The organism is Prevotella sp. E15-22 (genome assembly GCF_023204875.1).
Classification (GTDB): domain Bacteria; phylum Bacteroidota; class Bacteroidia; order Bacteroidales; family Bacteroidaceae; genus Prevotella.
Map to the genome: position 1 here is coordinate 1214118 of NZ_CP096247.1, position 23765 is coordinate 1237882.

17 protein-coding genes and 1 pseudogene are annotated in these 23765 nt (G+C 45.4%); 11 read left to right on the plus strand and 7 right to left on the minus strand.

The genetic code is table 11. From position 1 onward, the window contains the following. Positions 1 to 142: 142 nt before the first annotated feature. The 5 genes from M1D30_RS04830 to M1D30_RS04850 all read left to right on the plus strand — a co-directional run bounded on the left by M1D30_RS04830 (position 143) and on the right by M1D30_RS04850 (position 7056). On the plus strand, positions 143 to 892 hold the full coding sequence (locus tag M1D30_RS04830; RefSeq protein ID WP_248506839.1) for a gliding motility protein GldB: 750 nt from the start codon (positions 143 to 145) through the stop codon (positions 890 to 892). A gap of 72 nt (positions 893 to 964) precedes the next feature. Beyond that, complete coding sequence (locus M1D30_RS04835) at positions 965 to 3166, plus strand: S9 family peptidase (protein WP_248506841.1); 2202 nt, start codon at positions 965 to 967, stop codon at positions 3164 to 3166. A 10-nt stretch (positions 3167 to 3176) separates the two neighbouring features. Next, entirely contained in the window at positions 3177 to 5477 is a 2301-nt protein-coding gene (locus M1D30_RS04840) for a DUF4861 family protein (RefSeq protein ID WP_248506843.1), read from the plus strand. Between the two features lie 175 nt (positions 5478 to 5652). Beyond that, a complete protein-coding gene (locus M1D30_RS04845; RefSeq protein WP_248506845.1) occupies positions 5653 to 6462 on the plus strand; it encodes a leucine-rich repeat domain-containing protein in 810 nt (269 codons plus the stop codon). Positions 6463 to 6573: 111 nt separating this feature from the next. Continuing rightward, positions 6574 to 7056, plus strand: coding sequence for a hypothetical protein (locus M1D30_RS04850; RefSeq protein ID WP_248506847.1), 483 nt, complete (start codon positions 6574 to 6576; stop codon positions 7054 to 7056). A gap of 50 nt (positions 7057 to 7106) precedes the next feature. Here M1D30_RS04850 and M1D30_RS04855 read toward each other — a convergent pair whose 3' ends face one another. The 4 genes from M1D30_RS04855 to M1D30_RS04870 form a co-directional block, all read right to left on the minus strand. Next, on the minus strand, positions 7107 to 7466 hold the full coding sequence (locus M1D30_RS04855; protein WP_248506849.1) for a hypothetical protein: 360 nt from the start codon (positions 7464 to 7466) through the stop codon (positions 7107 to 7109). 9 nt (positions 7467 to 7475) lie between these two features. Then, a complete protein-coding gene (locus M1D30_RS04860) occupies positions 7476 to 11825 on the minus strand; it encodes a lamin tail domain-containing protein (RefSeq protein ID WP_248506851.1) in 4350 nt (1449 codons plus the stop codon). 89 nt (positions 11826 to 11914) lie between these two features. After that, the gene (glyA, locus tag M1D30_RS04865) at positions 11915 to 13195 is read right to left on the minus strand and encodes a serine hydroxymethyltransferase (protein ID WP_248506853.1); all 1281 of its coding nucleotides are present in this window, start codon (positions 13193 to 13195) and stop codon (positions 11915 to 11917) included. A 167-nt stretch (positions 13196 to 13362) separates the two neighbouring features. Next, entirely contained in the window at positions 13363 to 14601 is a 1239-nt protein-coding gene (locus tag M1D30_RS04870; protein ID WP_248506855.1) for a GTP-binding protein, read from the minus strand. Between the two features lie 85 nt (positions 14602 to 14686). On the opposite strand from M1D30_RS04870, the gene M1D30_RS04875 reads away from it, so the two are divergent. Continuing rightward, the gene (locus tag M1D30_RS04875; protein WP_248506857.1) at positions 14687 to 15502 is read left to right on the plus strand and encodes an amidohydrolase; all 816 of its coding nucleotides are present in this window, start codon (positions 14687 to 14689) and stop codon (positions 15500 to 15502) included. A gap of 14 nt (positions 15503 to 15516) precedes the next feature. Here the strand turns inward: M1D30_RS04875 and M1D30_RS04880 are convergent, their stop codons facing one another. Next, positions 15517 to 15963 (minus strand): aspartate carbamoyltransferase regulatory subunit, encoded by a 447-nt coding sequence (locus tag M1D30_RS04880; protein ID WP_248506860.1) that lies wholly within the window; start codon positions 15961 to 15963, stop codon positions 15517 to 15519. A 27-nt stretch (positions 15964 to 15990) separates the two neighbouring features. Then, positions 15991 to 16938, minus strand: a complete 948-nt coding sequence (gene pyrB / locus M1D30_RS04885) for an aspartate carbamoyltransferase (protein ID WP_248506862.1) — start codon at positions 16936 to 16938, stop codon at positions 15991 to 15993. A gap of 125 nt (positions 16939 to 17063) precedes the next feature. Between pyrB and M1D30_RS04890 the strand changes: the two genes are divergently transcribed. From M1D30_RS04890 to M1D30_RS04910, 5 genes and pseudogenes are all read left to right on the plus strand, one after another. Next, positions 17064 to 18731 carry a family 43 glycosylhydrolase gene (locus M1D30_RS04890; protein WP_248506865.1) on the plus strand — a complete coding sequence of 556 codons (1668 nt, stop codon included), beginning with the start codon at positions 17064 to 17066 and terminating at the stop codon, positions 18729 to 18731. 108 nt (positions 18732 to 18839) lie between these two features. Further along, positions 18840 to 19727, plus strand: coding sequence for an ACP S-malonyltransferase (fabD, locus tag M1D30_RS04895; protein WP_248506873.1), 888 nt, complete (start codon positions 18840 to 18842; stop codon positions 19725 to 19727). Then, positions 19714 to 21336 (plus strand): alpha-amylase family glycosyl hydrolase, encoded by a 1623-nt coding sequence (locus tag M1D30_RS04900; protein WP_371874172.1) that lies wholly within the window; start codon positions 19714 to 19716, stop codon positions 21334 to 21336. Before fabD ends, M1D30_RS04900 begins: the two co-directional genes overlap by 14 nt. An 8-nt stretch (positions 21337 to 21344) precedes the next feature. Further along, positions 21345 to 22163: an inositol monophosphatase family protein gene (locus tag M1D30_RS04905; RefSeq protein WP_248506875.1), complete on the plus strand. Its 819-nt coding sequence runs from the start codon at positions 21345 to 21347 to the stop codon at positions 22161 to 22163. A 10-nt stretch (positions 22164 to 22173) separates the two neighbouring features. Further along, positions 22174 to 22635 (plus strand): annotated as a pseudogene (locus M1D30_RS04910) (hypothetical protein); the annotation flags it as partial. A 63-nt stretch (positions 22636 to 22698) separates the two neighbouring features. On the opposite strand, the gene M1D30_RS04915 reads toward M1D30_RS04910, so the two are convergent. Beyond that, complete coding sequence (locus tag M1D30_RS04915; protein ID WP_248506879.1) at positions 22699 to 23754, minus strand: endonuclease/exonuclease/phosphatase family protein; 1056 nt, start codon at positions 23752 to 23754, stop codon at positions 22699 to 22701. Positions 23755 to 23765 lie beyond the last annotated feature (11 nt).

Here is a 23765-nt window from a genome sequence, read left to right on the forward strand (position 1 = left end):
CAAAATAACATATTTATTAAAGAAAATTTGGTTAAAATTTGGTTAATTCAAGATATTTTAGTATTTTTGCATTCAAATTTAACATAAGTAAAACATTTCTGCCCACGTGCGAAACATATATATTATAGTTTTCTTTATCCTGATGGCTTGTATTGGTTGTCAGTGGCAATTGCAGCCTACTGTTGAGCATTCAAACTCAGAAGAGGTTGTTTTGGCACGTTTTGATAGGGCAGAACGTTTGTTTTTGACGACAGGCGATTTTGCAGCATTACAGCAGATGAAGACTGTCTATCCAATTGAAACTCGCACGCTGATAGAAGACGTGTTGCAATTGGGACTTGTAGATGAACCGGATATCAATACGCGCTTTTTATATTTCTTTCAGGACAGCACTCTACAAACATTGATGCTTGATGTGGAAGATCAGTACCACGATGTAAGTGATCTTAATAAAGACCTTACTCAAGCCTTTAAGCGTTTGGTGAAGATGGTGCCAGGGTTGACCGTCCCTCATATTTATACCCAGATTAGTTCGTTGGATCAGAGTGTTGTGGTGGGTGATTCAATGTTGGGCATCTCACTCGATAAATATTTAGGACGTGATTATCCCATCTATTTGAAATACGGTTATAGTGAACAGCAAAGGCGAATGATGACCCGTCAGTATATCGTTCCTGACTGCTTAGGTTTTTACCTCCTAGGCCATTTCCCCTTGACAGCTGAAGAACGTGATTCCGCAAATCTGCGAGATGTTCATATGTCACGTATCCAGTATGTGGTAAACAAAGCGATGGGACGTAATGTCTTTACTCATCCTGGAGTGAAACGTGTGGCCGATAAGATGGCTCGTCATCCGGAGCTGACTATCGAGCAACTCCTTTCGGATCATTGATATAGTTGCATTTTAGGATAAAAAATGTAAATCCCTACGTCATGTGGGGATTTTTTTTTATCTTTGCACCGTATGAAAAGAATAATTTATCTTGGTGCAGTCCTTTTTATGACTGCTACAACGGTACTGGCAGGCCAGCAACTGAGTTTAAAGAATCTCACGGATGGAACATTTCGCACTGAATCAATGATTGGTGTGGAACCCTTGAGTGATGGAGAGAGTTATACGCAGATATCTGCCGATGGAAAGCAGATCGTAAAGTTCTCGTTTAAAACGGGTAAGCAAACGGGCGTACTTTTTGATGCGAGCAAGGCAAGAGGTGCTAAAATAGAGCGTGTGGACGGCTATTCGATGAGTCCGGATGGTCGTACGATGCTTATTCAAACGCAAACAAAGAGCATCTATCGCCATTCGTTCACAGCCGTTTACTATATCTTCACCATTGCGAACAATAAATTGGAGCCCTTGAGTGATGGGGGGCCTCAACAGATTCCCGTATGGAGTCCCGATGGTACGCAGATAGCATTTGTACGTGACAATAATATCTTTCTTGTTAAGTTACTTTATAACAATTCTGAAAGTCAGGTGACAAAGGACGGTAAATTTAATGAAGTTATTAATGGTTTGCCAGATTGGGTCAATGAAGAAGAATTCTCGTTTAACTCCTCATTAGTTTTTAGTGCCGATTCCAAACAGATTGTTTGGGTTCGTTATGATGAGAGCAGCGTTAAACAATATAGCATGCCCCTTTTTAAGGGAATGAAACCTGTTCGTGAGGAGTATTCAACATATCCTGGCTTCTATACTTATAAATACCCCAAGGCTGGTGAGGATAATGCGAAGGTAAAGGTGATGAGCTATGATATTAAGAGTCATCAGACACGTACCATGCAACTTCCTCTTGATGCCGATGGCTATATCCCACGCATCAAAGCAACTAGTGATCCCACTAAAATTGCTGTGTTTACCCTCAATCGTCATCAGGATAATCTGAAAGTGTTTATGGCTAACCCCATGTCAACTGTTTGCCAGCAGGTCATCGATGATAAGGTTGATAAGTATATTAACGAGAATGTTTTTGCCAACCTCGTATTCACCGATAAGCATATTGTTTTAACCAGCGAGCGTTCAGGTTTCAATAGTATCTATGTTTATGGATTAAATGGGCAATTGCAGCGCACAGTACAGCAGGGAGTGATAACCGACGTTTATGGTTATGACGAGGCAACAGGCGATATTTATTATGCGGCCCTTAATAACGGCCCTACCGACAAAAAGGTTTTCGTGAGTCATAAGAACGGAAAGACAGACTGCCTGACACCAAAGAGTGGATGGAACTCGGCAATCTTTTCGAACGATTTGAAAAACTTCGTTCATACGTGGAGTGACGCGAATACACCGCCAGTCTATTCGCTTTGTAATAATCAAGGCAAGACTGTTACTACATTTATTGACAACAAGAAAGCTGCAGAGAAATATGCCTCTTTCGATATGGGCACTAAGGAGTTCTTTACTTTCCAGACGAGTGAGGGAACCACGCTTTATGGCTATATGGTGAAACCCAAGAACTTTGACGCAAACAAGAAGTACCCTGTGGTGATGTTCCAATATGGTGGTCCTGGTTCACAGCAAGTGAAGAATGCCTGGGGAATAGGCATGAGTGGCAATGGCGCCATCATGGAGCAGTATCTCTGTCAGCAGGGCTATGTTTGTGTATGTGTGGATAATCGTGGCACAGGCGGACGTGGTGTTGATTTCGAGAAATGTACTTATCTGCGTTTGGGCGAGAAGGAGGCCTTTGATCAGGTAGAAACAGCCCTCTGGCTAGGACGTCAGTCGTATGTCGATAAAGACCATATCGCTATCTGGGGATGGTCTTACGGTGGATGGAACACTTTGATGTCTATGTCAGAAGGACGTCCTGTGTTCTGTTGTGGTATTGCCATTGCGCCCCCTACAAGTTGGCGCTACTATGATACAGTTTATACGGAACGCTTTATGCGTACACCAAAAGAGAATGCTTCTGGTTATGATGAGGTGAATCCTATGGCACGTGTAGATAAGTTACATGGAGCATTGCTGATATGTCACGGACTTGCAGACGACAATGTGCACTATCAGAACACGGCTGAGTATGTTGAGGCTCTGGTGCAGGCAGACAAGGACTTCCGTCAGTTGGTGTATACCAATCGTAACCACAGTATCTTTGGTGGCAACACTCGTAATCACCTGTACCGTCAGTGTGTTAACTTCTTCAATGAGAATATGAAATAAACTACAGTATATGAAAAAACTAACCCTACTATTCCTTGTCTTGACATTGTGCTGCACGGCCGATGCCAAACGAAAAAAGAAAGTGGTGCCAAAACCACCCTCAACCATCGAGATTATCACGAAAGTCAACGATCAGTGGCAAGCGACCCACCGGCCTGAAGTGCGCTCGTTCTGGGACGAGGCCGCTTATCATACTGGTAACATGGAGGCTTATAAGCTTCTGGGCAATGCTCGCTGGCTGAGTTATAGTGATGCTTGGGCTCGTCATAATCTTTGGCAGGGTGCTCGCGAGAAGGATCCTTCGAAGTGGAAATATGCTAATTATGGCGAAGGTCAGGATTATGTTCTCTTTGGTGACTGGCAAATCTGTTTTCAGACCTATCTTGATATTTATGAGATGCAGCCAGATGACTATAAAATTGCCCGTGCATTGGAAGTGATGGACTATGAGGTGCGTCAGCCCCAGAATGATTTCTGGTGGTGGGCCGACGCACTTTATATGGTGATGCCTGTCATGACGAAACTCTATAAGACTACAGGCGACGTGAAATACTTGGATAAGCTCTATGATAACTTCAAGTGGAGCGATGACCTGATGTTCGATAAAGACGAGCAACTCTATTATCGCGACGCAAAATATATATGGCCTAAGGTCAAGACTGCCTGCAATGGCGGTAAGAGTTTTTGGGCTCGCGGTGATGGATGGGTATTGGCCGGATTGGCTAAGGTGCTGAGTGATATGCCAAAGGACTACAAACACCGTGATTTCTTTGAGTTGCGTTTCCGACAACTGGCTGAAGGCGTGGCGCGTGTGCAACGTCCTGGCGGTTATTGGAGCCGTTCGATGCTTTGCGAAGAGGATGCTCCTGGCCCAGAGACCTCAGGTACGGCCTTTTTTACCTATGGCTTACTGTGGGGAATGAACAATGGTATTCTTAATCGTTCTACCTTTGAACCCGTTGTTGCCAAAGCATGGCAGTATCTGGTCACTACTGCTCTTCAGCCTGATTGGAGTGTCGGTTATGTTCAGCCTATCGGTGAGAAACCAGACCCAACAAAGACGGTTAATGCCCGTTCGCAGGCTAACTTTGGGACAGGTGCTTTCCTGTTGGCTGCTTGCGAGCATCTGCGCTATGAGAATCTCATGAAAGGTAATCGTGCGACGGTGAAAGTCACCATCAATAATCCCTCTAACGAGTATCGTGAACAGATTGTAGAACTTCCTGCCGATACGATTTATAATCGCCTGAACATATTGGGAGGTCGTCAATTTATAGTTTATGATGCTGGTGGGCTAGAGGTGCCATATCAGTTGTCATCTGATAAAACAATACTCATAGAAGCCGGCGTTCGTCCCAAGGGCACTCAGACTTTCACCATTCGTCGTGGCACACCAAAAGTATATAAGACCGTTTGCTATGGTCGCATCTTTCCTGAACGAAAGGATGACTTTGCCTGGGAGAACGATCGCGGTGCTTATCGCGTGTATGGACCGGCCCTGCAGAAAACAGGCGAGAAAAGTTATGGTGTGGATGTGTGGACAAAGAATACACCTGAGTTGGTGCTCGATCAACGCTATTGGATAGAGGATGTTGTGATGATGCCTGCTGTTGAGAAGTTGCGTAAGGAGAATCGTCAGCGTGGTGATTCGCTTTATCGACTAAACTCTTATCATAATGATCACGGACGTGGTTCCGACCTTTATAGAGTAGGGGCTACGCTTGGATGTGGCACTCCGGCTTTGGTTGTTGATGATGAATTGGTCTATCCTTATTGCTTTAAGAGTTATAAGGTGCTCGATATGGGTCCACTGCGCTTTTCTGTGCGACTTGACTACAACCCCACTGTGATAGGCGAGGATACCATTACGGAACATCGCGTTATTACTCTTGATAAAGGATCTAATTTCAATAAGACCACTGTGAATTACGATGGCTTCACAACTACTGTGGAGTTGGCGGCTGGTGTTGTGGTGCATCAGGAAGATCGCAATAACGTGGTGTTGGCAAAGGACTATGTACACTATGCTGATCCCACCGATAATATTCCTGTGAATAACTGCCAGCTTTTTGTGGGAGCGCTTTTCCCCAATGGTGTCAGCGAAACTGTCGTCAAACAGTTTAAGAAAGTGGATAGCGGTGCTGTAGGCCATGCCTTAGGTATTGTGGATAATTACTCTGGCGAGCCATATACCTATTATTTTGGTTCTGCATGGTCAAAATTTGATGTTCGTACACAAGCAGAATGGCAGCAACGCATTGACTGGACTATGCGTAATATCCGTCAGCCTCTTAAGGTTGAGATAAAGTAGTCATATCCTTCATATTTTAATAGCTTTATTGCACAACAAGCATACAATGTGCAATAAAGCTATTTTTTTATGTCCTTTTATTTGCAAAATAACATTTCTTTTCATATATTTGCAAATGATAATACTACTAATTAATCTAACCTGATACATAATCTAAATACTGATGCTTATGAACATGAATAAACTACTATACCCGATACTTTCAATGCCTTTGGCATTATTTTCCGCATGTGCCTACGATGATAGCTATGAAGAACATGTTTCCACCACTACGGATGTTACAGAGATTGCTGATCGCTATTATTATCGTTGCGACTCACTCACAGTGGTCTGCCTGCCTCAAGAGGTACGTTCCATTGGAGATTTAGCTTTCTTTGGCTCTAGCATCACATCGCTGAGCATTCCTTCTCAGGTGGGATATATAGGTACAAATGCTTTCAATTTCTGTACAAATCTAACAACTATCCAGATAGACGAGAGCAACTCCGTATTCGATTCACGTAACAATTGCAATGCAATAATCCGTTCTTGCGACGATAAACTGGTTTATGGCTGTGTGGCTACTGTGATTCCATCCACTGTCAGTTCTATTGCCGACTATGCTTTCTGTGGATGCGAAGGATTGGCAGAGCTTGTTCTTCCGGACAATATAGAGCAGATAGGCACTGGAGCCTTCTCTGAATGCAGTGGACTTACCAGTGTGACACTATCTGCTGGCATGTCGCACATCAGTACATTGGCTTTTGCCGACTGCCCTGACCTCGCAGAGGTTACCTTGCCTCAGGGACTTACCTCTGTAGGGGATGGCGCTTTTCTTCATTGTCCTCGTCTTCAGGCTGTTCATGTTCAGAGCATCACACCGCCACAGTGTGGTTATATTGCCTTTTTCAATACAACGGCTACGCTCTATGTGCCTCATGGCTCGCGCGATGCTTATGCAGCCTCTTATGGATGGTGCGACTTTAAAATGATTGTCGAGGAATGATTATTCATATTGTTTAGCTGTTCTGAATGATATACTTTTCTTATGTAAGTATGTCGTTTCTCGAATAAAAGTAGTATCTTTGCGCACAGAATAACTAAAGAACTGAAGAAAATGAAGCATGCTTTTATTATTGTAACTCTGTTACTGGGTGTTGTGCTGGTGGTGATGATATTCACCAAACCAGACGAGCAGAAACACTATGAGGCTGTGACAGGATTGGTACAGACCGTGGTGGAACAAGAAATGAGTGAAGACAACCTGACGGAGAGATTGGCTAAGGCTGGCGCAGAGAAACTGGCTGACTTGGGCATTGAAGGCGTTGATGAGAAGATGTTGGCGGACTTAGGTGCTGAAGGATTGGCCGAATTGGGAGAAGCAGTAAATCTAAATGGGATAAAAGAAACTGGAGAGGCGGTGGCTGTTGGTACGGCGCAGATGTATCTGCGGAGCCATATGACGGTAAACGACTATACCGTGGCAAATGTGGGGTGGATAGACATCAATGGCAGAACGTTGCCCATAACAATAGGTGTATTTGGCAAAGTGATAATGCTGGTAGACGAAAGTGAGGTGCGGCAACTCATCAGGTTTTAAGGATAAGGAAACAAAGAAGCGGTCAACATTATTGTTGACCGCTTTCTTTGTTAATCCATAACTTTGTCATATAGATCGTTGAGTTTCTCATCCTTGTCCGCTTCGCGTGTCATCTTCTGAAACCGTTCAAAGTCATCCACTTTCTTGGGGTCGGCGGCCATGTCATGAAATTCCTCTAACCAAGAATTAAAGAAGTCACGCGTGACTTTCGGGTCCTGGTCTTTATAGAATTCATAGAACTCGTCTACTGCATCTTCCATGCGGTCGACATCGTTCTCCTGATAAGCAGCAAGAATCTCGCGGGCAAAACGTTTACCGTCGGCCTTGCCATTGCCTGCGGGCTTTTCTTCTGTAGATGAGCATGCTGTCAGCATCATGACAGCGAAACACATTAAAACAATCTTTTTCATTCCTTTATATTATTTTCTAAACTTGCAACTAACGCTGGTGCCACTTTCGTTAATGGCACGAGCCACGTAGAGACCTGTATCCAAGTGGCTGACATCAATACGGGCACGTCCGCCCTTGATGATGGCAGAGGTCTGTTCAACCAGCATGCCACTAGCATTGTATATGCTGACCATTACAGGTCCGTCTTCCTCGCTCTTGACAATAACTTGTTTGTTGCCATAGATAGCTCGCAAACCATTGGCCGAGGCGATGACTGGTTTCTCAATACCATTAATAATGGTTTGGTCTACCTTTGTCATGTACGACGACAGGCGATTGGCATGTGCTATTGTGGCTACATTCATGGTGTAAACCTTAGACGTTCCATCGGGATAGCGACCAACGGTTGTATTAGCATCGTGAGCGGGATATACAAACGTATCTGTCCAACTCTTGTCTGCAGCCATGAGGGCCAACTGACCTCCGTCGCCATCAATCTTGAACGTGGCATGGAGGCCTTGGTCTGTGGTGGCTCGTTTATTGTCGCACCATACAATGAGATAACCATGAGCAGGAATGATGGTCTGAACGTTGGTGCCATTTTTCGAAATCTGATACTTCGTGGGCTTCTCAAGGTTGTCTGTGAGATACATGCCTTCTACATCGATGGCTTCGTCTGTGGTATTATAAAGCTCAATCCAGTCGCCTTTCTTGAAATATTCGTCTACAAGACTGTTGTTTGAGCCGCTTACCTCATTGATGCGAACGGGAGTAATCCCTTGTTTTTGTTTGCTAGTTGCACTCAACTGATTGAAGGTGGCTGTGAGTTTGATGTCACTATCGGGCAAGGGAATGTCCGCACGACTAGAATAGCTGGTGCCATCATCTTTTACCCACGCCTTGAACGAATAACCTGCAGGAGCTGTTGCATTGATGACAGGCGTGTTGAAGAGTTTTCCGTTAAACGAACCTGTGGGCAGTTCAATGCCATTGATGGTGATGACAGCCCCTTCCAACTGAGATTTCAAAGCTACACTGCGTGGAGTAGCATTATTTAGACCGAAATCACCATAATTCTTGATGGCTGTGATGGCATTGTTTAGTCGACCGCTCAGGTTGTTTCTTACGTTATTATATGAACTATAGGCAGAACCTCCATTGAGATTCATTGCGGGTTCCACGCGGTTGTATAGGTTCTGAAGAATCTGATTGACTCGATCCCATTCAAAGACACTACCGGCCACGATGCAGTAGGTGTCGATGAACTTGCGGCGATAGGACTCGTTTTGAATGAGATTCTTGAACAATGTAACCAGGCGAATATGGTCGCGGATGCGACCTGTGCCACGTGGATAGAGTTCATCAAATGTCCACCATTCCTTCCACATGAACTGCTGGAAAGCATCCGTTCCATAGTCGAAGGCCGCATCGACATCGAACATCACGAAGCGGAACTTTCCATTATCGCGATTGCGGAAGCACTTGACATTGTTACGAGGCCAGTCACTACCGCCATAGTAGAATTGGATGGCCATATAGTTGGTAAACTCGTCGATGTCGAGTAGGTTGCATATTTCCTTATAAGTGTTAGCATCGGCAGCATTGGGCGAGAGTTCGTCTACTAACTCTTCATATGCCTCCGGCGTACCGCATTTCTGTACATAACCTGAGTCTGGCGACATTTCCCACTGGTCAATCTCATCATCGTCCCAGCCATAGTTAGCATAGACATAGTGTTTGTTGTTTGGCTCGCGCATGTTGAGCACACCGATATACTGGCCATTGATGAATTCATGGACGGGTTGATATGACTGAACATCAACATCGATGCCTGAGGTCTGAACAAGATAGGCTAGTGAGGCATCTTTAAAGCGGCAGCTGGTGTCGTTGCCGCCATTACGAATCTGCAGGGTGCGGTTACGGATATAGGGCTTCTGTGTGAAGAACGGGTAGGGTAGGTTCTTGTCGCCTCCCATCTCTTTGTCGCCTTTCAGCTTGAAAGAATGTGGGGTAAAGGCGCGGCTCCATCCGCCACACATCTCAAGGTTCACGTCTTGATTGAGAACCATGTCACCGTTTTCGTCAAGATAAGAGAAATTCACAGGGCGTTCCCAATTCATGTTCCAGTTACAATTCGCGCTTTGTCCGTTGCCAGGACGTCCATTGGGACCTTTCTCCATGACTCCAATCTCTTTGCTATAGAGGAAAGTGGGGTCGGTAACGACTGAAACAACGGGAAGATAGTAGTCGCGGTCGCGCTCAATATATGAGCGGGTAGTCACACGTGATGGCAGCATATCGTCGGCATAAAGACGGAAACGGAATACACTGGTGTAGTTCACTTGAAACTGTCCAGAGTAACTTGTCATGCCATTATTTAGTGTGGGTAGGGTTCCGTCTGTGGTATAGCGAAGTGTACATCCACTGGGGATGGTCACGTTGACGTTGATTGAACCCATGAATAGTTGTGAAGGCTGGTCTACAACAGGCGCAGAAATCTGCTGCGTCATTATCTTGATGCCATTATTTGAGGCGCCTTGCGTAGGAGTGTCTGTATATCCCCATTGGCCAGCTCCATCGGAACTTCGAGCATAGCTAATGCGTTCCAAAGAAGTGGGGTAGGTTAACTGGTCAATAACGGCGCCAGTAGATGTGTTCAGTGAAATGGTTCCACCGTCTACATCAAGTTTAAAAGGAACATGATGTTGGTTCAAGTCATTGCTGTCAAACCATACGGTAAAATAGCCCTTGGCAGGAACGGCACCCATATCGTTGGATACGGTCCATGATTCGCCCTCACCATTACTCAACTTGATGCCACCAAGTTCTACCGGCTTGTCGGTTGGATTATAAAGTTCCATCCATCCATCAAAGTTGAAGGCAGGACTTATCATTTCGTCAATGTTGGATGCCATCACTTCATTGATTATTAATGAACCTGCCTTGGCAGGATTATGAATCACAGTAATGACGATAGAGCCTTCAGTGTCCGATCCGTCCATGGCTCTGGCCGTAATCTTGGCTGTTCCTTCTTTGTGAGCCGTGATGAGGCCGTTTGCGCTTACTGTTGCTACGTTCTCGTCACTCGATAACCATTCTACATCGATTATTGTGGCATCTGCTGGCGATACGATTGCTACGGCCTGTGTTGTCTCTCCAACTACCAGTGAGGTGTTTTTTGCATTGACACTGATATCGGAAACTCTTGTGCAATCACCATAATACTCTAATTTGAAATTATCGAAGATACACCAGTTATTCCCTTGATAGCTGTCCGTCTTAAGCCCAATACGGAAGTTTCCATCCGATTCGAACTCCATGCTATTCCAGTATTTCCCATTGTCAAACCACACACGTGCAGCCCACATCCTGTCTGGGAAATATGGACCATTCCAGCTGGCATTCCATGAACCGTCAATCCATTCGTCTGATGGCTCCGAGAAAACACTTACTAATTTCTGTTGGGTATCGCCTGCATACATCACGGCAGGAATATCCTCTGTGCCGTTCTGATAATTTTGATATCCATTATCATTGTCGCCAACACGATAAAAGGCTTGTACAGAAAGTCGATATTTACCATTCTGACCATAATTCACATCTTGATGGATATTGAATGTGCCATTCCAAAATTCCATACACTCTTCGCTGGCGGCCTGTGAAGATGCTTGGCTTTCCCATTGCCAACCAGCCTGGCTGTTATTGTCGAAGGTGGGATTTTGAAGTACTTCACTGGTAATATCTATCCATGCTTTTCCATCGGGGCCTATAGGACTCTTGTACTCCAGTTTGAAGTTGTCAAGTACGCAGTAGTTGTTGCTCTTGTTCTCGGATGTTTTTACGCCGATTAGTACGTCACCATTGGCTTCAAACTCCAACGTGTTGACGTACAGTCCTTCGGCAAATGCTGCAAGCGAGGCCTCTTTACCATCGGGATAGTAATGTATGTTGTCGGGGGTGTAGCAGCGACTTGCTGCATTATAGTCAAGTGATGCACTATAAAGACTCGTCAACTTCTGAGTATTCTGGCCGGCATAGAGGTAAGCCGTAATATCTTCTGTTCCGTTTTTGTATGCATTATACGCACTGTTGTTGTCGGTAGTGCGATAAAAGCCCTGTACGCTGATGCGATAGGTGCCTCGTGGCAATCCTTTAAGTTGCTGATGAAGGTCAAAGGCACCATTATAAAAACTAATGCAGTTTACTCTGACTTCCTGCGTACTGGCATTGCTTTCCCATGTCCAGCCGGCATTACTGTTGTCGTTGAAGGCAGGGTTAGTTATAAATCTGTTAGTAACATCGCTCCATGTTTGTGCAGTGACCATAACAGTCATGGCCATGAACCATGATGTAGCGCAGATAATTCGTTTTAGATTCATCGTAAGAGTTATTGGCTAGTCGATAAAAAACTGCGCTGGTGCTCCTGAGCTACAGGAGTCAACCAGTGCAGTATCAGTAGTAGTGATTCTTAATATGCAAAGAGAGGATAATCCTTCATCTTTTCGTTAACACGAGCGCGAACGCTGGCAATAACCTCCTCGTTGGTGGGGTCGTTCAATACTTCCTCAATCCATGCCGCAATCTGAACCATCAGATCTTCCTTAGCACCACGGGTGGTGATAGCGGGAGTACCTAGGCGAATGCCTGAAGTCTGGAAAGCTGAACGGCTGTCAAAGGGTACCATGTTCTTGTTCACGGTGATGTCGGCAGCAACCAGTGCGTTCTCGGCAACTTTACCAGTCAGCTCAGGATACTTAGAGCGAAGGTCAACCAGCATAGAATGGTTATCTGTTCCGCCTGAAACAATGGTGAAGCCGCGCTTGATAAGTTCGTCGGCCAGCACTTTTGCGTTCTTCTGTACCTGCTTGGCCCACTCTTTGAACTCGGGCTGCAAAGCCTCACCAAATGCTACTGCTTTAGCTGCAATAACGTGCTCTAGAGGACCGCCCTGTTGTCCAGGGAATACTGCACTGTTCAGCAATGCGGACATCTTCTTGATTTCACCCTTAGGAGTTTTCAACCCCCAAGGATTATCAAAGTCTTTACCCAGCAGAATGATACCACCACGAGGACCACGCAGGGTCTTGTGAGTTGTAGAGGTTACAATGTGGGCATACTTTACAGGGTTCTCCAGCAAACCTGCTGCGATGAGGCCTGCGGGGTGGGCCATGTCAATCATAAGCAATGCACCAACTTTGTCGGCAATCTCGCGCATGCGCTTGTAGTCCCATTCGCGACTATATGCAGAGCCACCTCCGATAATCAGCTTTGGCTTGTGCTCCAATGCCAGACGTTCCATTTCGTCGTAGTCCACTCGACCAGTCTTTTCGTCGAGGTTGTAACCTACGGGCTTATAGAGAATACCGCTTGTGTTGACCAATGAACCATGGCTCAAGTGTCCGCCATGTGCCAAGTTCAGACCCATGAAGGTGTCACCTGGCTGCAGTACTGCCAGCAGTACAGCGGCATTAGCCTGTGCGCCAGAGTGAGGCTGCACGTTGGCATACTCGGCACCAAAGAGTTTGCATACGCGGTCGATGGCCAGCTGCTCTACTTCGTCTACCACTTGGCAACCGCCATAGTAGCGCTTACCAGGATAACCTTCAGCATACTTGTTGGTAAGGTACGAGCCCATAGCTTCCATTACCTGGTCGCTCACAAAGTTCTCACTGGCAATCAGCTCGATGCCTTTTAATTGGCGCTGATGCTCTTTCTCGATCAACTCAAAAACGGTGTTGTCTCTTTTCATTTTTTGTTGTCTTTATTGGTTGGTATAAAAATAATGCGGGTATTTTTTACACTTTGTGGGTGCAAAGTTACTAAAAAAAATAAAAGTATAAAAGTAAAAAGGTAAAAAAGTAAGTACGGTTTTAATTTTTAACCATTTTACCTTTTTACCTTTCAATCTTTCATCTTTTAAGCTTTGCAGTCATCAAGTGCCTTGGTAATAGCTTCCTTGTCCATGTGCTGCCCGATGAAAACGATTTTCTGCATGCGATCACCATATTTCTCATCCCAGTCAGCTCGCAGGGCTGCATCACGTTCCATCATCTGCGCTAATTCATCTTCTGGCATTGTGGCAAACCATTGTCCGGCTTGGCGGATGCTTACTTGTTTTCCTGCCTGTTCAAAGAGATAGCACATGTCCATCTCATCATCAAAGTAGCATATTCCTTTAGCGCGGATTACTCCTTTAGGCCATTTGCGAGCCACAAAGTCGTCAAACAAACCTAACTTCATAGGACCGCGACGATAGTATACAAACGTGCTGATGCCATATTCCTCGGCTTCACCCTCATCGTCGTGATGATGATGGTGGTGATGGTGGTGATGATGCTCATGTTCGTCGTCATCATGGTCGTGGTGTTCATGTTCGTCATGATGATGATGTTCTTCCTCTTCAACGTCGTCTTCCTCTTCGTGATGACGTTCAACTTCCTGAATCCAGGCGGCAGAAGTGGCAACGCTGTCAAAATCGAACATGTTGGTGTTCAGAATCTTGTCGAAGTTGACATCACCATAATTACATTCGATAATCTCAGCCTTGGGCTGCAGAGTACGGATAATGGCACGGATGCGTCCCAATTCCTCTTTATTCACTTCTGCAACTTTGTTCAGCAGTACGATGTTGCAGAATTCAATCTGTTGGATGACCAGATTTTCGATATCCTCTTCACCGATGTCAGGGCGTGTGAGCAAAGCACCTCCTTCAAATTCATCACGCATGCGCAGGGCATCGACCACTGTTGTGATGCAATCTAGTTTAGGATATCCGTTCTTTGTTAATTCTGGATCCATTGAGGGAATAGAGCAGATGGTCTGCGCGATAGGTCCCGGTTCACAGATGCCGCTAGCCTCGATAACTATATAGTCAAAGCGTTGCATCTGGATGATGTCCTGAAGTTGCTTAACCAAGTCCATCTTTAATGTACAGCAGATGCATCCGTTCTGCAGAGCTACCAGTGAATCATCTTGTTGGTTAACTACACCGCCTTGCTGAATCAGAGTGGCATCAATGTTAACCTCGCCAATATCATTGACGATAACGGCAAATTTTATTCCTTTCTCGTTTTTCAGTATGCGGTTCAGTAATGTAGTTTTGCCGCTGCCCAAATAACCTGTAAGTAGCAAAACAGGTGTTTCAATCTTATTCATTTCTATACTCTTTTTACCTCATTCTTTTGGTGTGTTCCACCTTATTTATTAAATTTGTGTGCAAAGATAGTGTAAAATGCGCGGAATGCAAAAGAAAATAGCGTTTTTTCAGATAAAAAATGTTATCTTTGCAACCATGATGAAGACAGCTATCGTACAACATGCTATTCGTTGGAACGAGTCCCAGTGGAACCTCCAACATTTAGATGCCTTGCTTGCAAAAGCTCCCAAGGCAGATCTTTATGTGCTGGCTGAGACGTTCTCAACAGGATTCATGCCTAAAACAACTTTAAATACAGTCGGTTATGACGTCCTTGAGTGGATGATACACACAGCTAGTTGCCTGGATGCAGCAATAGCGGGCAGTGTGGCCATAACCGATGATGATGGACAGCTTCGTAATCGACTCTTCTTTGTGAAGCCTGATGGTACATATGATTACTACGACAAGCGACATTTATTCAGCTATGCAGGCGAGACAAACGACTATGTGCCTGGGGACAGACGTGTGGTGATAGAATGGCGAGGCGTACGATTTCTGTTGCAAGTGTGTTATGATTTACGTTTTCCTGTTTTTTCGCGTAACAAAAACGATTATGATGCGATGATTTTCGTGGCCAATTGGCCTGAGAGTCGTAGAGATGTTTGGAAAACGTTGTTAAAGGCGCGTGCGTTTGAGAATCAGTGTTATGTGGTCGGTGTTAACTGTGTAGGGAATGACAAGAATTGTACTTATTCTGGTGATTCACAGATATTGAATGCCTATGGTCACATAATAGCTCAATGTGAGCCAGAGAAAGAAGAAATCGCTGTAGCGTCCATTGATATGGAGACATTACAGCGATTTCGTCAAAAGTTTCCTGTGTTGAAGGATGCCGACACCTTCGTCGTCATCTCTTAAATATATCTTCTCGGCTATACCAATTCTACCTTACTGATTTCCTGTTCTTTTTCACAGTAGTGGCAAGTAAGAATGCCATCCTGAACATGGAAATGTGTGGGCATTGGCTCGTTGTTTGTGATGCATTTGGGGTTGTTGCACTTTACGATACCACGAATCTCATTGGGTGTCACCACAGCTTTCTTCTCAACCACTTCATAGTCGCGGATGATGCTCAGAATAACGTTGGGAGCCACCACTGACAGGCGAGAGATTTCGTCGTCGGTAAAGAACTTGTCCGACACCTTGATAATACCCTTGCATCCCACTTTCTTTGATGGGTAGTTAAAACCTATGGTGACAGGTGTTTGCAGACTGAACAGTCCAAGAATTGAGGCCACTTGATAAGTCTTGTCAGTGGGTATGTGGTCGATAACGGTGCCATGCTGAATGGCAGCCACTAATCTTTCCTTCTTATTCATTGTCATAATACGTAGATATCGTGGTTCTTATTCAATGATTGTTTTATCGTTCTTCACTTGTTCCAGCGTGATGCCCAAAACGTCGCAGAAGATTGCTTCACGGGCAAAGAGGCCATTGCCTGCCTGTTGGATATAATAGGCGTGTGGGTTATCGTCAACTTCATAGGCAATTTCGTTGACGCGAGGTAATGGATGGAGAATCTTCATGTTGGGCTTTGCCGAGCGAAGCAAGTCGTTGTTCAGCACATATACGTTCTTTACACGTTCGTATTCCATCAGGTCAGAGAAGCGTTCTTTCTGTACGCGTGTCATGTATAGGATATCGGCATCAGCAATTACCTTCTCGTTGAAGGCCGTGTGCTCCTGATATTTGATGCCGTGCTCGTCGCAGTATAGTTTATACTCTTTGGGCATGGCTAGTTCTTTTGGCGCTACGAAGTGGAATGTGGGATTAAAATGTCGCATGGCCATGAGTAACGAATGAACCGTACGGCCATATTTTAAGTCGCCTACCAGATAAATGTTTAGATTCTCGAGTGTCCCCTGTGTCTTATAAATTGAGTAGAGGTCGAGCATGCATTGTGAGGGATGCTGATGGGCACCATCGCCAGCATTGACAATAGGCACAGGAGCAACCTCTGATGCGTATTGTGCAGCGCCCTCGATATAGTGACGCATCACGATGACGTCGGCGTAGTTTGATACCATGAGAATAGTATCTTTCAGCGTTTCGCCTTTAGTGCCACTGGTCACTTTTGGATCGGCAAAGCCTATGACACGTGCACCAAGTCTGTTGGCTGCTGTTTCGAAAGAAAGACGGGTTCTAGTACTAGGCTCAAAGAACAGTGTTGCAACCACTTTGCCTTTGAGCAGTTCGCGGTTAGGATGCTTTTCAAACTCCTGTGCCATCTCAATCATGTAGAGTATCTTCTCACGAGTGAGGTCGGCAATGGTGACGAAATTATGTTTGTCCATAAGAGGTTTTGTGTAATTCATGTGCAAAAGTACGAAATAAAATTGAAAACAGTTGGATAAATATAATTTTTTTCGTTACTTTGCAAAAAAAATTGCCAAGCAAGATAAACCTAAGAATTAAAGAGATGAAAAAAGGAACAATTCTTTCTTTGTCTACAGCAACGGCATTGTGTCTGTCGCTGGTGACATCGTGTGCAACGAAAATGGCTGACTATGCCACAGAAAAGTTGACCACAGTGGGCAATCCTTATTTGCCCCTGTGGGAGCATATTCCCGATGGCGAGCCCTATGTGTTTGATGACCCTGATAACCCAGGTAAACAGCGCGTATATATATATGGTTCGCACGACGATTTGATTACAGAATATTGCGGTCGTGACCAGGTAGTATGGTCGGCCCCTGTGGAAGATTTGACGCAGTGGCGCTATGATGGTGTGATTCTTGTAGTTGACAAGAATCGCGACGGTGAGAAGTTTGATAGTGCAGGAACGGCCGATGTCCTTTATGCCCCCGATGTGACGTTGGTCACCGATTCGACCGGCAAGAAGACCTATTACCTCTTTCCAAACGATCAGACGGGTTTTCGTAACGGACTTATTGCCAAGAGTGACAGACCAGACGGACCTTTCAAGGTGTGTAACTGGAACAAGGAGAATCCTAATCTGGTGGATGGTGTACTGCAGTTTGATCCTGCTGTGTTTGTAGACGACGATGGCCGTGTGTATGGCTATTGGGGTTTCGAACGCAGTTATGCTGCCGAGTTTGATCCTACGACAATGGCCACTGTTAAGCCTGGCACCATGATAGTGGAGGATATGATCAGTGGTCGCAACCAGGAGGGACGCTTTAAGTTCTTTGAGGCTTCAAGCATCCGCAAAATAAAGGATAAGTATGTGTTTATCTACAGTCGCTTTACGGAGGAAGGTGAGTTCGGACTGCCCACTTCTAATTACACGCTGGCCTATGCTTATAGTGATCACCCCTTAGGACCTTGGACTTATGGCGGCACCATTATCGACGGCCGCGGTCGTGAGAAGGACGAACAAGGTAACGTAATTGCATCGGCCACGCCTGATGGCAACACCCACGGCTCTATCTGCGAAATCAATGGAAAGTGGTGGGTGTTCTATCATCGTCAGACAGGTACGGATGAGTATGCACGTCAGGCCATGGTAGCACCTATCGAGGTGAAGGTTGAAGAGGGTGTCGGTGGTAAGGTGGAAATTAGCGAGGGTGAGTATAACTCAGAAGGATTTGCCACTAATGGATTGAATCCGCTAGAGCGTCACTCGGCTGGCATTGCTTGCTGGTATACGGGCCCGAAGCCTGCCACCCACGAATGGCCTAACAATACGTTCTATGGCTCGTATGTGGCTTCGGGCTATGGCACAGAGAGCAATTTCGACGCACCCTATGACCTGAAAAATAACACCAACGATGTGGTGAACAATACAGACGGCTCGATTGTTGGTTATAAATACTTCAACTTCAGCGATGTTGATTATGGTACTCATCTGTTTGGCCAGGACGGAAAACTTCTGCTGAACCTGACACCACAGGGCATCGATGGCACCATAGAGATCATGGTCGATAGACCTTGGGCATCGCAGGGTATGCTCTTGGGCAAGATTGAGTTGAAGGCCGACATGAAGCAGGAGCCGACGGAAATGAGTGTGGTGCTGCCTGATTTGTCTAAATTGGAGTATAAGCGTGCCATCTTCTTCGTTTTTAAGTCGAACATCAAGGATAGGTCGTTGTGTACACTTCATGATTTCGTGTTCACAAAAGACTGAAAACGGAGCTAACACAAGAAATGAGCGAAGAAAATTTGGTTCTTCGCTCATTTTTATATACCTTTGCACCCGCAAACATTTATTCATCAATAAATTAAGTAGAAAAAAATGAAAGCATTCGTATTCCCAGGACAGGGAGCACAGTTCGTAGGAATGGGTAAGGACCTCTACGACAACAACGCAACAGCTAAAGAACTTTTTGAGAAAGCAAACGAGATTCTCGGTTACAGAATCACAGATATTATGTTCGCCGGTACTGACGACGACTTGAAGCAGACTAAGGTTACTCAGCCTGCCGTATTCCTTCACAGTGTTATCTCTGCAATCTGCATGGGTGATGCTTTCCAGCCCGCTATGACCGCAGGTCACTCTCTTGGAGAGTTCTCTGCTCTTGTGGCTGCTGGTGCTCTCAGTTTTGAGGATGGCCTGAAATTGGTTTACGCACGTGCCATGGCTATGCAGAAGGCATGTGAGGCTGCACCTTCAACGATGGCCGCTATCATCGGTTTGCCTGATGAGAAGGTTGAGGAGGTGTGTGCAGGCATCAATCGTGAGGGTAATATTGTGGTTTGCGCAAACTACAACAACCCAGGCCAGTTGGTTATTTCTGGCAATGTGGATGCCATTAACGAGGCTTGTGAACAGTTGAAGGCAGCAGGTGCAAAGCGTGCTCTTCCCCTGAAGGTGGGCGGCGCTTTCCATAGTCCTTTGATGCAGCCCGCTAAGGATGAACTTCAGGCTGCTATCGAGAAGACAGAGTTCCAGACTCCTAAGTGCCCCGTTTATCAGAACGTGGATGGCAAGCCTCATACCGAACCTGCTGAGATTAAGAAGAACCTCATTGCTCAGCTCACCTCTTCTGTACGTTGGACGCAGTGTGTTCAGAACATGATTGCTGATGGTGCCGACGACTTCACAGAGTGTGGCCCTGGTAAGGCACTTCAGGGCATGATTGCCAAGATTAACAAGGAAGTAAGTGCTCATGGCATTGAATAAAATAATCATCTATCAGATTTTTACCCGTCTTTATGGTCATCGTAACAATAACCCCAAAGTTAATGGTACGATAGAGGAAAACGGATGTGGAAAACTGAACGACTTCACGCCCAGCGTCCTGAAGAAAATCAGGGAGTTGGGCGTGACTCATATTTGGTATACTGGTATCATTCGTCACGCCACGATGACCGATTATACCCGTTACGGCATTCCCCGTCAGCATCCTGCAGTTGTGAAGGGTAGGGCAGGTTCGCCTTATGCCATTACAGACTATTACGACATTGATCCAGATTTGGCTGTTGATGTAGACAAGCGCATGGAGGAATTCGAGAAACTTGTTAGTCGAACCCATCGTGCCGGCTTGAAGATGATTATTGACTTCGTGCCAAATCATGTGGCTCGACAGTATAAGAGCATTTGTAAGCCACAAAGTGTACGTGATCTAGGTGAAGACGATCATACAGACGAAGGATTTAATCCTGTAACGAATAATTTTTATTATTGTGTAGGTCAGTCGTTTATGCCATATTTTGACCTCTATCATGGAGAGGTTGAACCCTATTCGGAAATGCCAGCCAAGGCTACAGGCAATGATTGTTTTAGCAATGCTCCCGGTTGCAATGATTGGTATGAGACCGTGAAATTGAACTATGGCGTGGATTATTATGCTGGCGGCATAGGGTACTTTGATCCTGTTCCCAATACTTGGGAGAAAATGCTTCATATTCTGCTTTTCTGGGCTTCTAAGGGTGTTGATGCATTTCGTTGCGATATGGCTGAGATGGTACCAGCGGAGTTTTGGGCCTGGGCAACAGCTAAGGTTCGCGAGAAGTATCCCGATATCCGTTTTATTGGCGAGGTGTATAATCCTGCGTTGTATCGTCGTTATATCAGCTCTGGATTTGATTATCTCTACGACAAAGTAGGAATGTATGATGCCATGCGTGATGTAATCTGTCATCGTCGTAATACCGATGCCATCACATGGGCTTGGCAGCAGACCGATGATATACGTGACCATATGCTCTATTTCCTGGAGAATCACGATGAGCAACGTGTTGCTAGTGACTTCTTTGCTGGAGCTGGCGAGAAAGCTATTCCCGCTTTTGTGGTCTCAGCTTTGCTACAGCAGAATCCTTTGATGATTTATTTCGGTCAGGAATGGGGTGAGCGTGGTATGGATGCTGAGGGATTCAGTGGGCGGGATGGTCGCACCACGATTTTTGATTATTGGTCGTTGGATATGCGTTTTACGCCCTTAACACTAGTTTATAATAAGGTGCTTGACATCGCCCTTCATGAGAAAGCTATCTCACAAGGTCTTACCTTTGACGTGATGTATGTTAATCGTCAGTATCATCGTCAATATGCCTTCTTGCGTAAGGCTGACAAGGACGTATTGCTTGTAGTGGTCAACTTCGACGATGTACCCATGACGATGAATCTTACCGTTCCGTCTCATGCTTTTGATTATCTGGGACTTCAAGAAAAGTGCTATCAAGCTATAGATCTCCTTTCTGGTCAGCACGTCTCGCTTGCTTTCATGCGTGATTGTCAGGTAGCCATACCTCTTGAAGCGCGTGGGTCTGTAGTATATAAGTTTAAATAGGGGAGAATATGAATGAACGAATAAAATTGGAAGAGCTGACGAGAAAAGTATGTGAGATAGCAAAGCAGGCAGGAGCCTATATCAGAGAAGAAAGGCGAAAATTCTCGTTGCAGAATGTGGAACGTAAGCATGCACACGACTATGTGTCGTATGTTGACAAAGGCTCGGAGGAGAAAATCGTGTGCGCTCTTCGAAAACTTTTGCCCGAGGCGGGATTCATAACGGAAGAGGGGACAACGAAGGTAAACGATAGTTCGTCTGTTGAGCGTCAATCCTCAGATTTTATATGGGTAGTGGATCCTTTGGATGGCACTACGAACTTTATTCACCAGTATGCACCTTATGCCGTTAGTATCGCTCTGTTACATGGAAAAGAGGTGCTAGTAGGTGTGGTTTATGAGGTGTGCCACGATGAGTGCTATTATGCTTGGAAGGGTGGTGGAGCCTATATGGATGGAACACCCTTGCAAGTTAGTGACCAGAAGATTCAGGATGCATTACTCTGTTTGCAGTTACCTTATAACAGTGATGCCTACAAACCCATAATTAATCATTTGATAAGCCATTTCTATGGTCAGGTGGGTAGTATTCGCATGTGTGGTTCGGCAGCCATGGCATTATGTTATGTGGCTTCAGGTCGCTATGATGGTTATGCAGAGAAGTATATTGGTCAATGGGACTTCATGGCAGGTGCACTGATTGTGAAAGAGGCCGGCGGCATGGTGACAAACTATGAGGGGAGTGACGACTTTACGCAGGGTAATAATGTCGTGGCTACGAATGGCGTGATTCAGCCAGATTTGTTGAACGTGATAAAAACTGCATAATACGATGGAGGAGTACGTTTTTAATGAACACAATAAGGAGGAGTTTCCACCAGCACATACGGCTGAACACTTGTTAAACCAGACGATGATAAGGCTGTTTGGATGTGGCAGGAGTTGTAACGCCCATGTGGAAAGGAAGAAAAGCAAGATGAGTTTTATTTTGGACCATAAGCCGTCGAGACAAGAAGAGAAGGAAATTGAGCGACGGATGAACGAGTTGATTGCTGACGATTTACCAGTGACGTATGAGTTTGTTACACGTGACAATCTGCCCGATGGTGTTGCGCTGGATCGTTTGCCTGCGGATGCCAGTGAGACCATCAGATTGGTTCGCATTGGTGACTATGATGTATGTCCGTGTATTGGTAAGCATGTGCGTTCAACGAGTCAGATAGGACGTTTCGAGATGCTTGGAACGAATTGGGATGAACAGAATCGTTCTTTTAGGGTTAGGTTCAAGATAGTACAGTAATAAAGGCGAAAAGCGGCATTTGTCAATGACAGATGCCGCTTTTCGCTTGATAATGTTTATTATTTAAAAGAGTATTTTCATAAACACAGGATAGTGGTCTGAGTAGGTGAGGTCGGTCTTATAGTAAGTCTCGCCTTCAAACTGTTGGTCATGGAAGATGTAGTCTATACGGACAATCTTTTTGCCTGTATAGGTATACATCAGACCTTTTCCGCATTCCTTGAAACCATCAATAAGGTCGCCAAGCATGGTGTTGTAGACATAGGAATAAGGCACATCGTTAAAATCACCACAGACAATAGCCGGATACTGTGACTGGCGTATCTCCTCCGCAACAAGGTCGGCTTGGCGTGCACGGATAGCCATTCCTCGTGTGTAGTTGCCATAGATGGCACTTATCAAGGCATTATCCTCAACCGACTGGCCTTTCATCTCCATTTTTGCTGCGCGATGAAGCACGCCGTTGAAACCTGTGGTCTCCAAATGTACGTTGAACACGCGAACGATTCGGCCATTGATATCAATGTCGGCCCACATACCACTATTGTTCGTAGCCCCGAAGTCGATAACGTCGTGGCGCGCAATGGGGTATCGACTGTAAATAATCATGTCGCTTCGACCGAAGCAGAAATATGGGAAATACTCCTTGTAGCTGTTAGAGTTTATCTTATCACCACTGGTGTCAAGGTATTCTTGCATGCAGAGAATGTCGATGTTGTCGCGCTTCATCTCGGCAAGAATATCCAAGGCTTTGAAGCCAGATGTCTCTCGGCCGAAGAGTGCTACGTTATAGGTGGCAACCTTGATGCCTGAGCGTTCGGTCTCGCCGTTGTGGAAGACCCCCAACTGATATACTGTACCAAGATAGGGAATGCAACATAGAAGGGTGACCACGGGGATGGCCATCCAATGCCAGCGACGACGAATGGCCCAACAGACGGCTGTAATGATATTGCCAGCAATAAGAAATGGCAGTATGTATACGAGCATTGCCATGGCTGTACCCTTAGCGGGGTCGGCCGTGCCACCGAAAAGACCAAAAAGAGTGAAGATTGCTATCAGCGTTGTGATGAGCAAGAACATGAATGAAATGTACTTAATGACGCCTTTTTTTGCCATTAGGATAGATG

Coding starts and splice junctions, on each gene's coding strand:
- M1D30_RS04830 (WP_248506839.1), top strand. CDS start 143: ATGGCTTGTATTGGTTGTCAGTGGCAATTGCAGCCTACTGTTGAGCAT.
- M1D30_RS04835 (WP_248506841.1), top strand. CDS start 965: ATGAAAAGAATAATTTATCTTGGTGCAGTCCTTTTTATGACTGCTACA.
- M1D30_RS04840 (WP_248506843.1), top strand. CDS start 3,177: ATGAAAAAACTAACCCTACTATTCCTTGTCTTGACATTGTGCTGCACG.
- M1D30_RS04845 (WP_248506845.1), top strand. CDS start 5,653: ATGAATAAACTACTATACCCGATACTTTCAATGCCTTTGGCATTATTT.
- M1D30_RS04850 (WP_248506847.1), top strand. CDS start 6,574: ATGAAGCATGCTTTTATTATTGTAACTCTGTTACTGGGTGTTGTGCTG.
- M1D30_RS04855 (WP_248506849.1), bottom strand. CDS start 7,466: ATGAAAAAGATTGTTTTAATGTGTTTCGCTGTCATGATGCTGACAGCA.
- M1D30_RS04860 (WP_248506851.1), bottom strand. CDS start 11,825: ATGAATCTAAAACGAATTATCTGCGCTACATCATGGTTCATGGCCATG.
- glyA (WP_248506853.1), bottom strand. CDS start 13,195: ATGAAAAGAGACAACACCGTTTTTGAGTTGATCGAGAAAGAGCATCAG.
- M1D30_RS04870 (WP_248506855.1), bottom strand. CDS start 14,601: ATGAATAAGATTGAAACACCTGTTTTGCTACTTACAGGTTATTTGGGC.
- M1D30_RS04875 (WP_248506857.1), top strand. CDS start 14,687: ATGCAAAAGAAAATAGCGTTTTTTCAGATAAAAAATGTTATCTTTGCA.
- M1D30_RS04880 (WP_248506860.1), bottom strand. CDS start 15,963: ATGAATAAGAAGGAAAGATTAGTGGCTGCCATTCAGCATGGCACCGTT.
- pyrB (WP_248506862.1), bottom strand. CDS start 16,938: ATGGACAAACATAATTTCGTCACCATTGCCGACCTCACTCGTGAGAAG.
- M1D30_RS04890 (WP_248506865.1), top strand. CDS start 17,064: ATGAAAAAAGGAACAATTCTTTCTTTGTCTACAGCAACGGCATTGTGT.
- fabD (WP_248506873.1), top strand. CDS start 18,840: ATGAAAGCATTCGTATTCCCAGGACAGGGAGCACAGTTCGTAGGAATG.
- M1D30_RS04900 (WP_371874172.1), top strand. CDS start 19,714: ATGGCATTGAATAAAATAATCATCTATCAGATTTTTACCCGTCTTTAT.
- M1D30_RS04905 (WP_248506875.1), top strand. CDS start 21,345: ATGAATGAACGAATAAAATTGGAAGAGCTGACGAGAAAAGTATGTGAG.
- M1D30_RS04915 (WP_248506879.1), bottom strand. CDS start 23,754: ATGGCAAAAAAAGGCGTCATTAAGTACATTTCATTCATGTTCTTGCTC.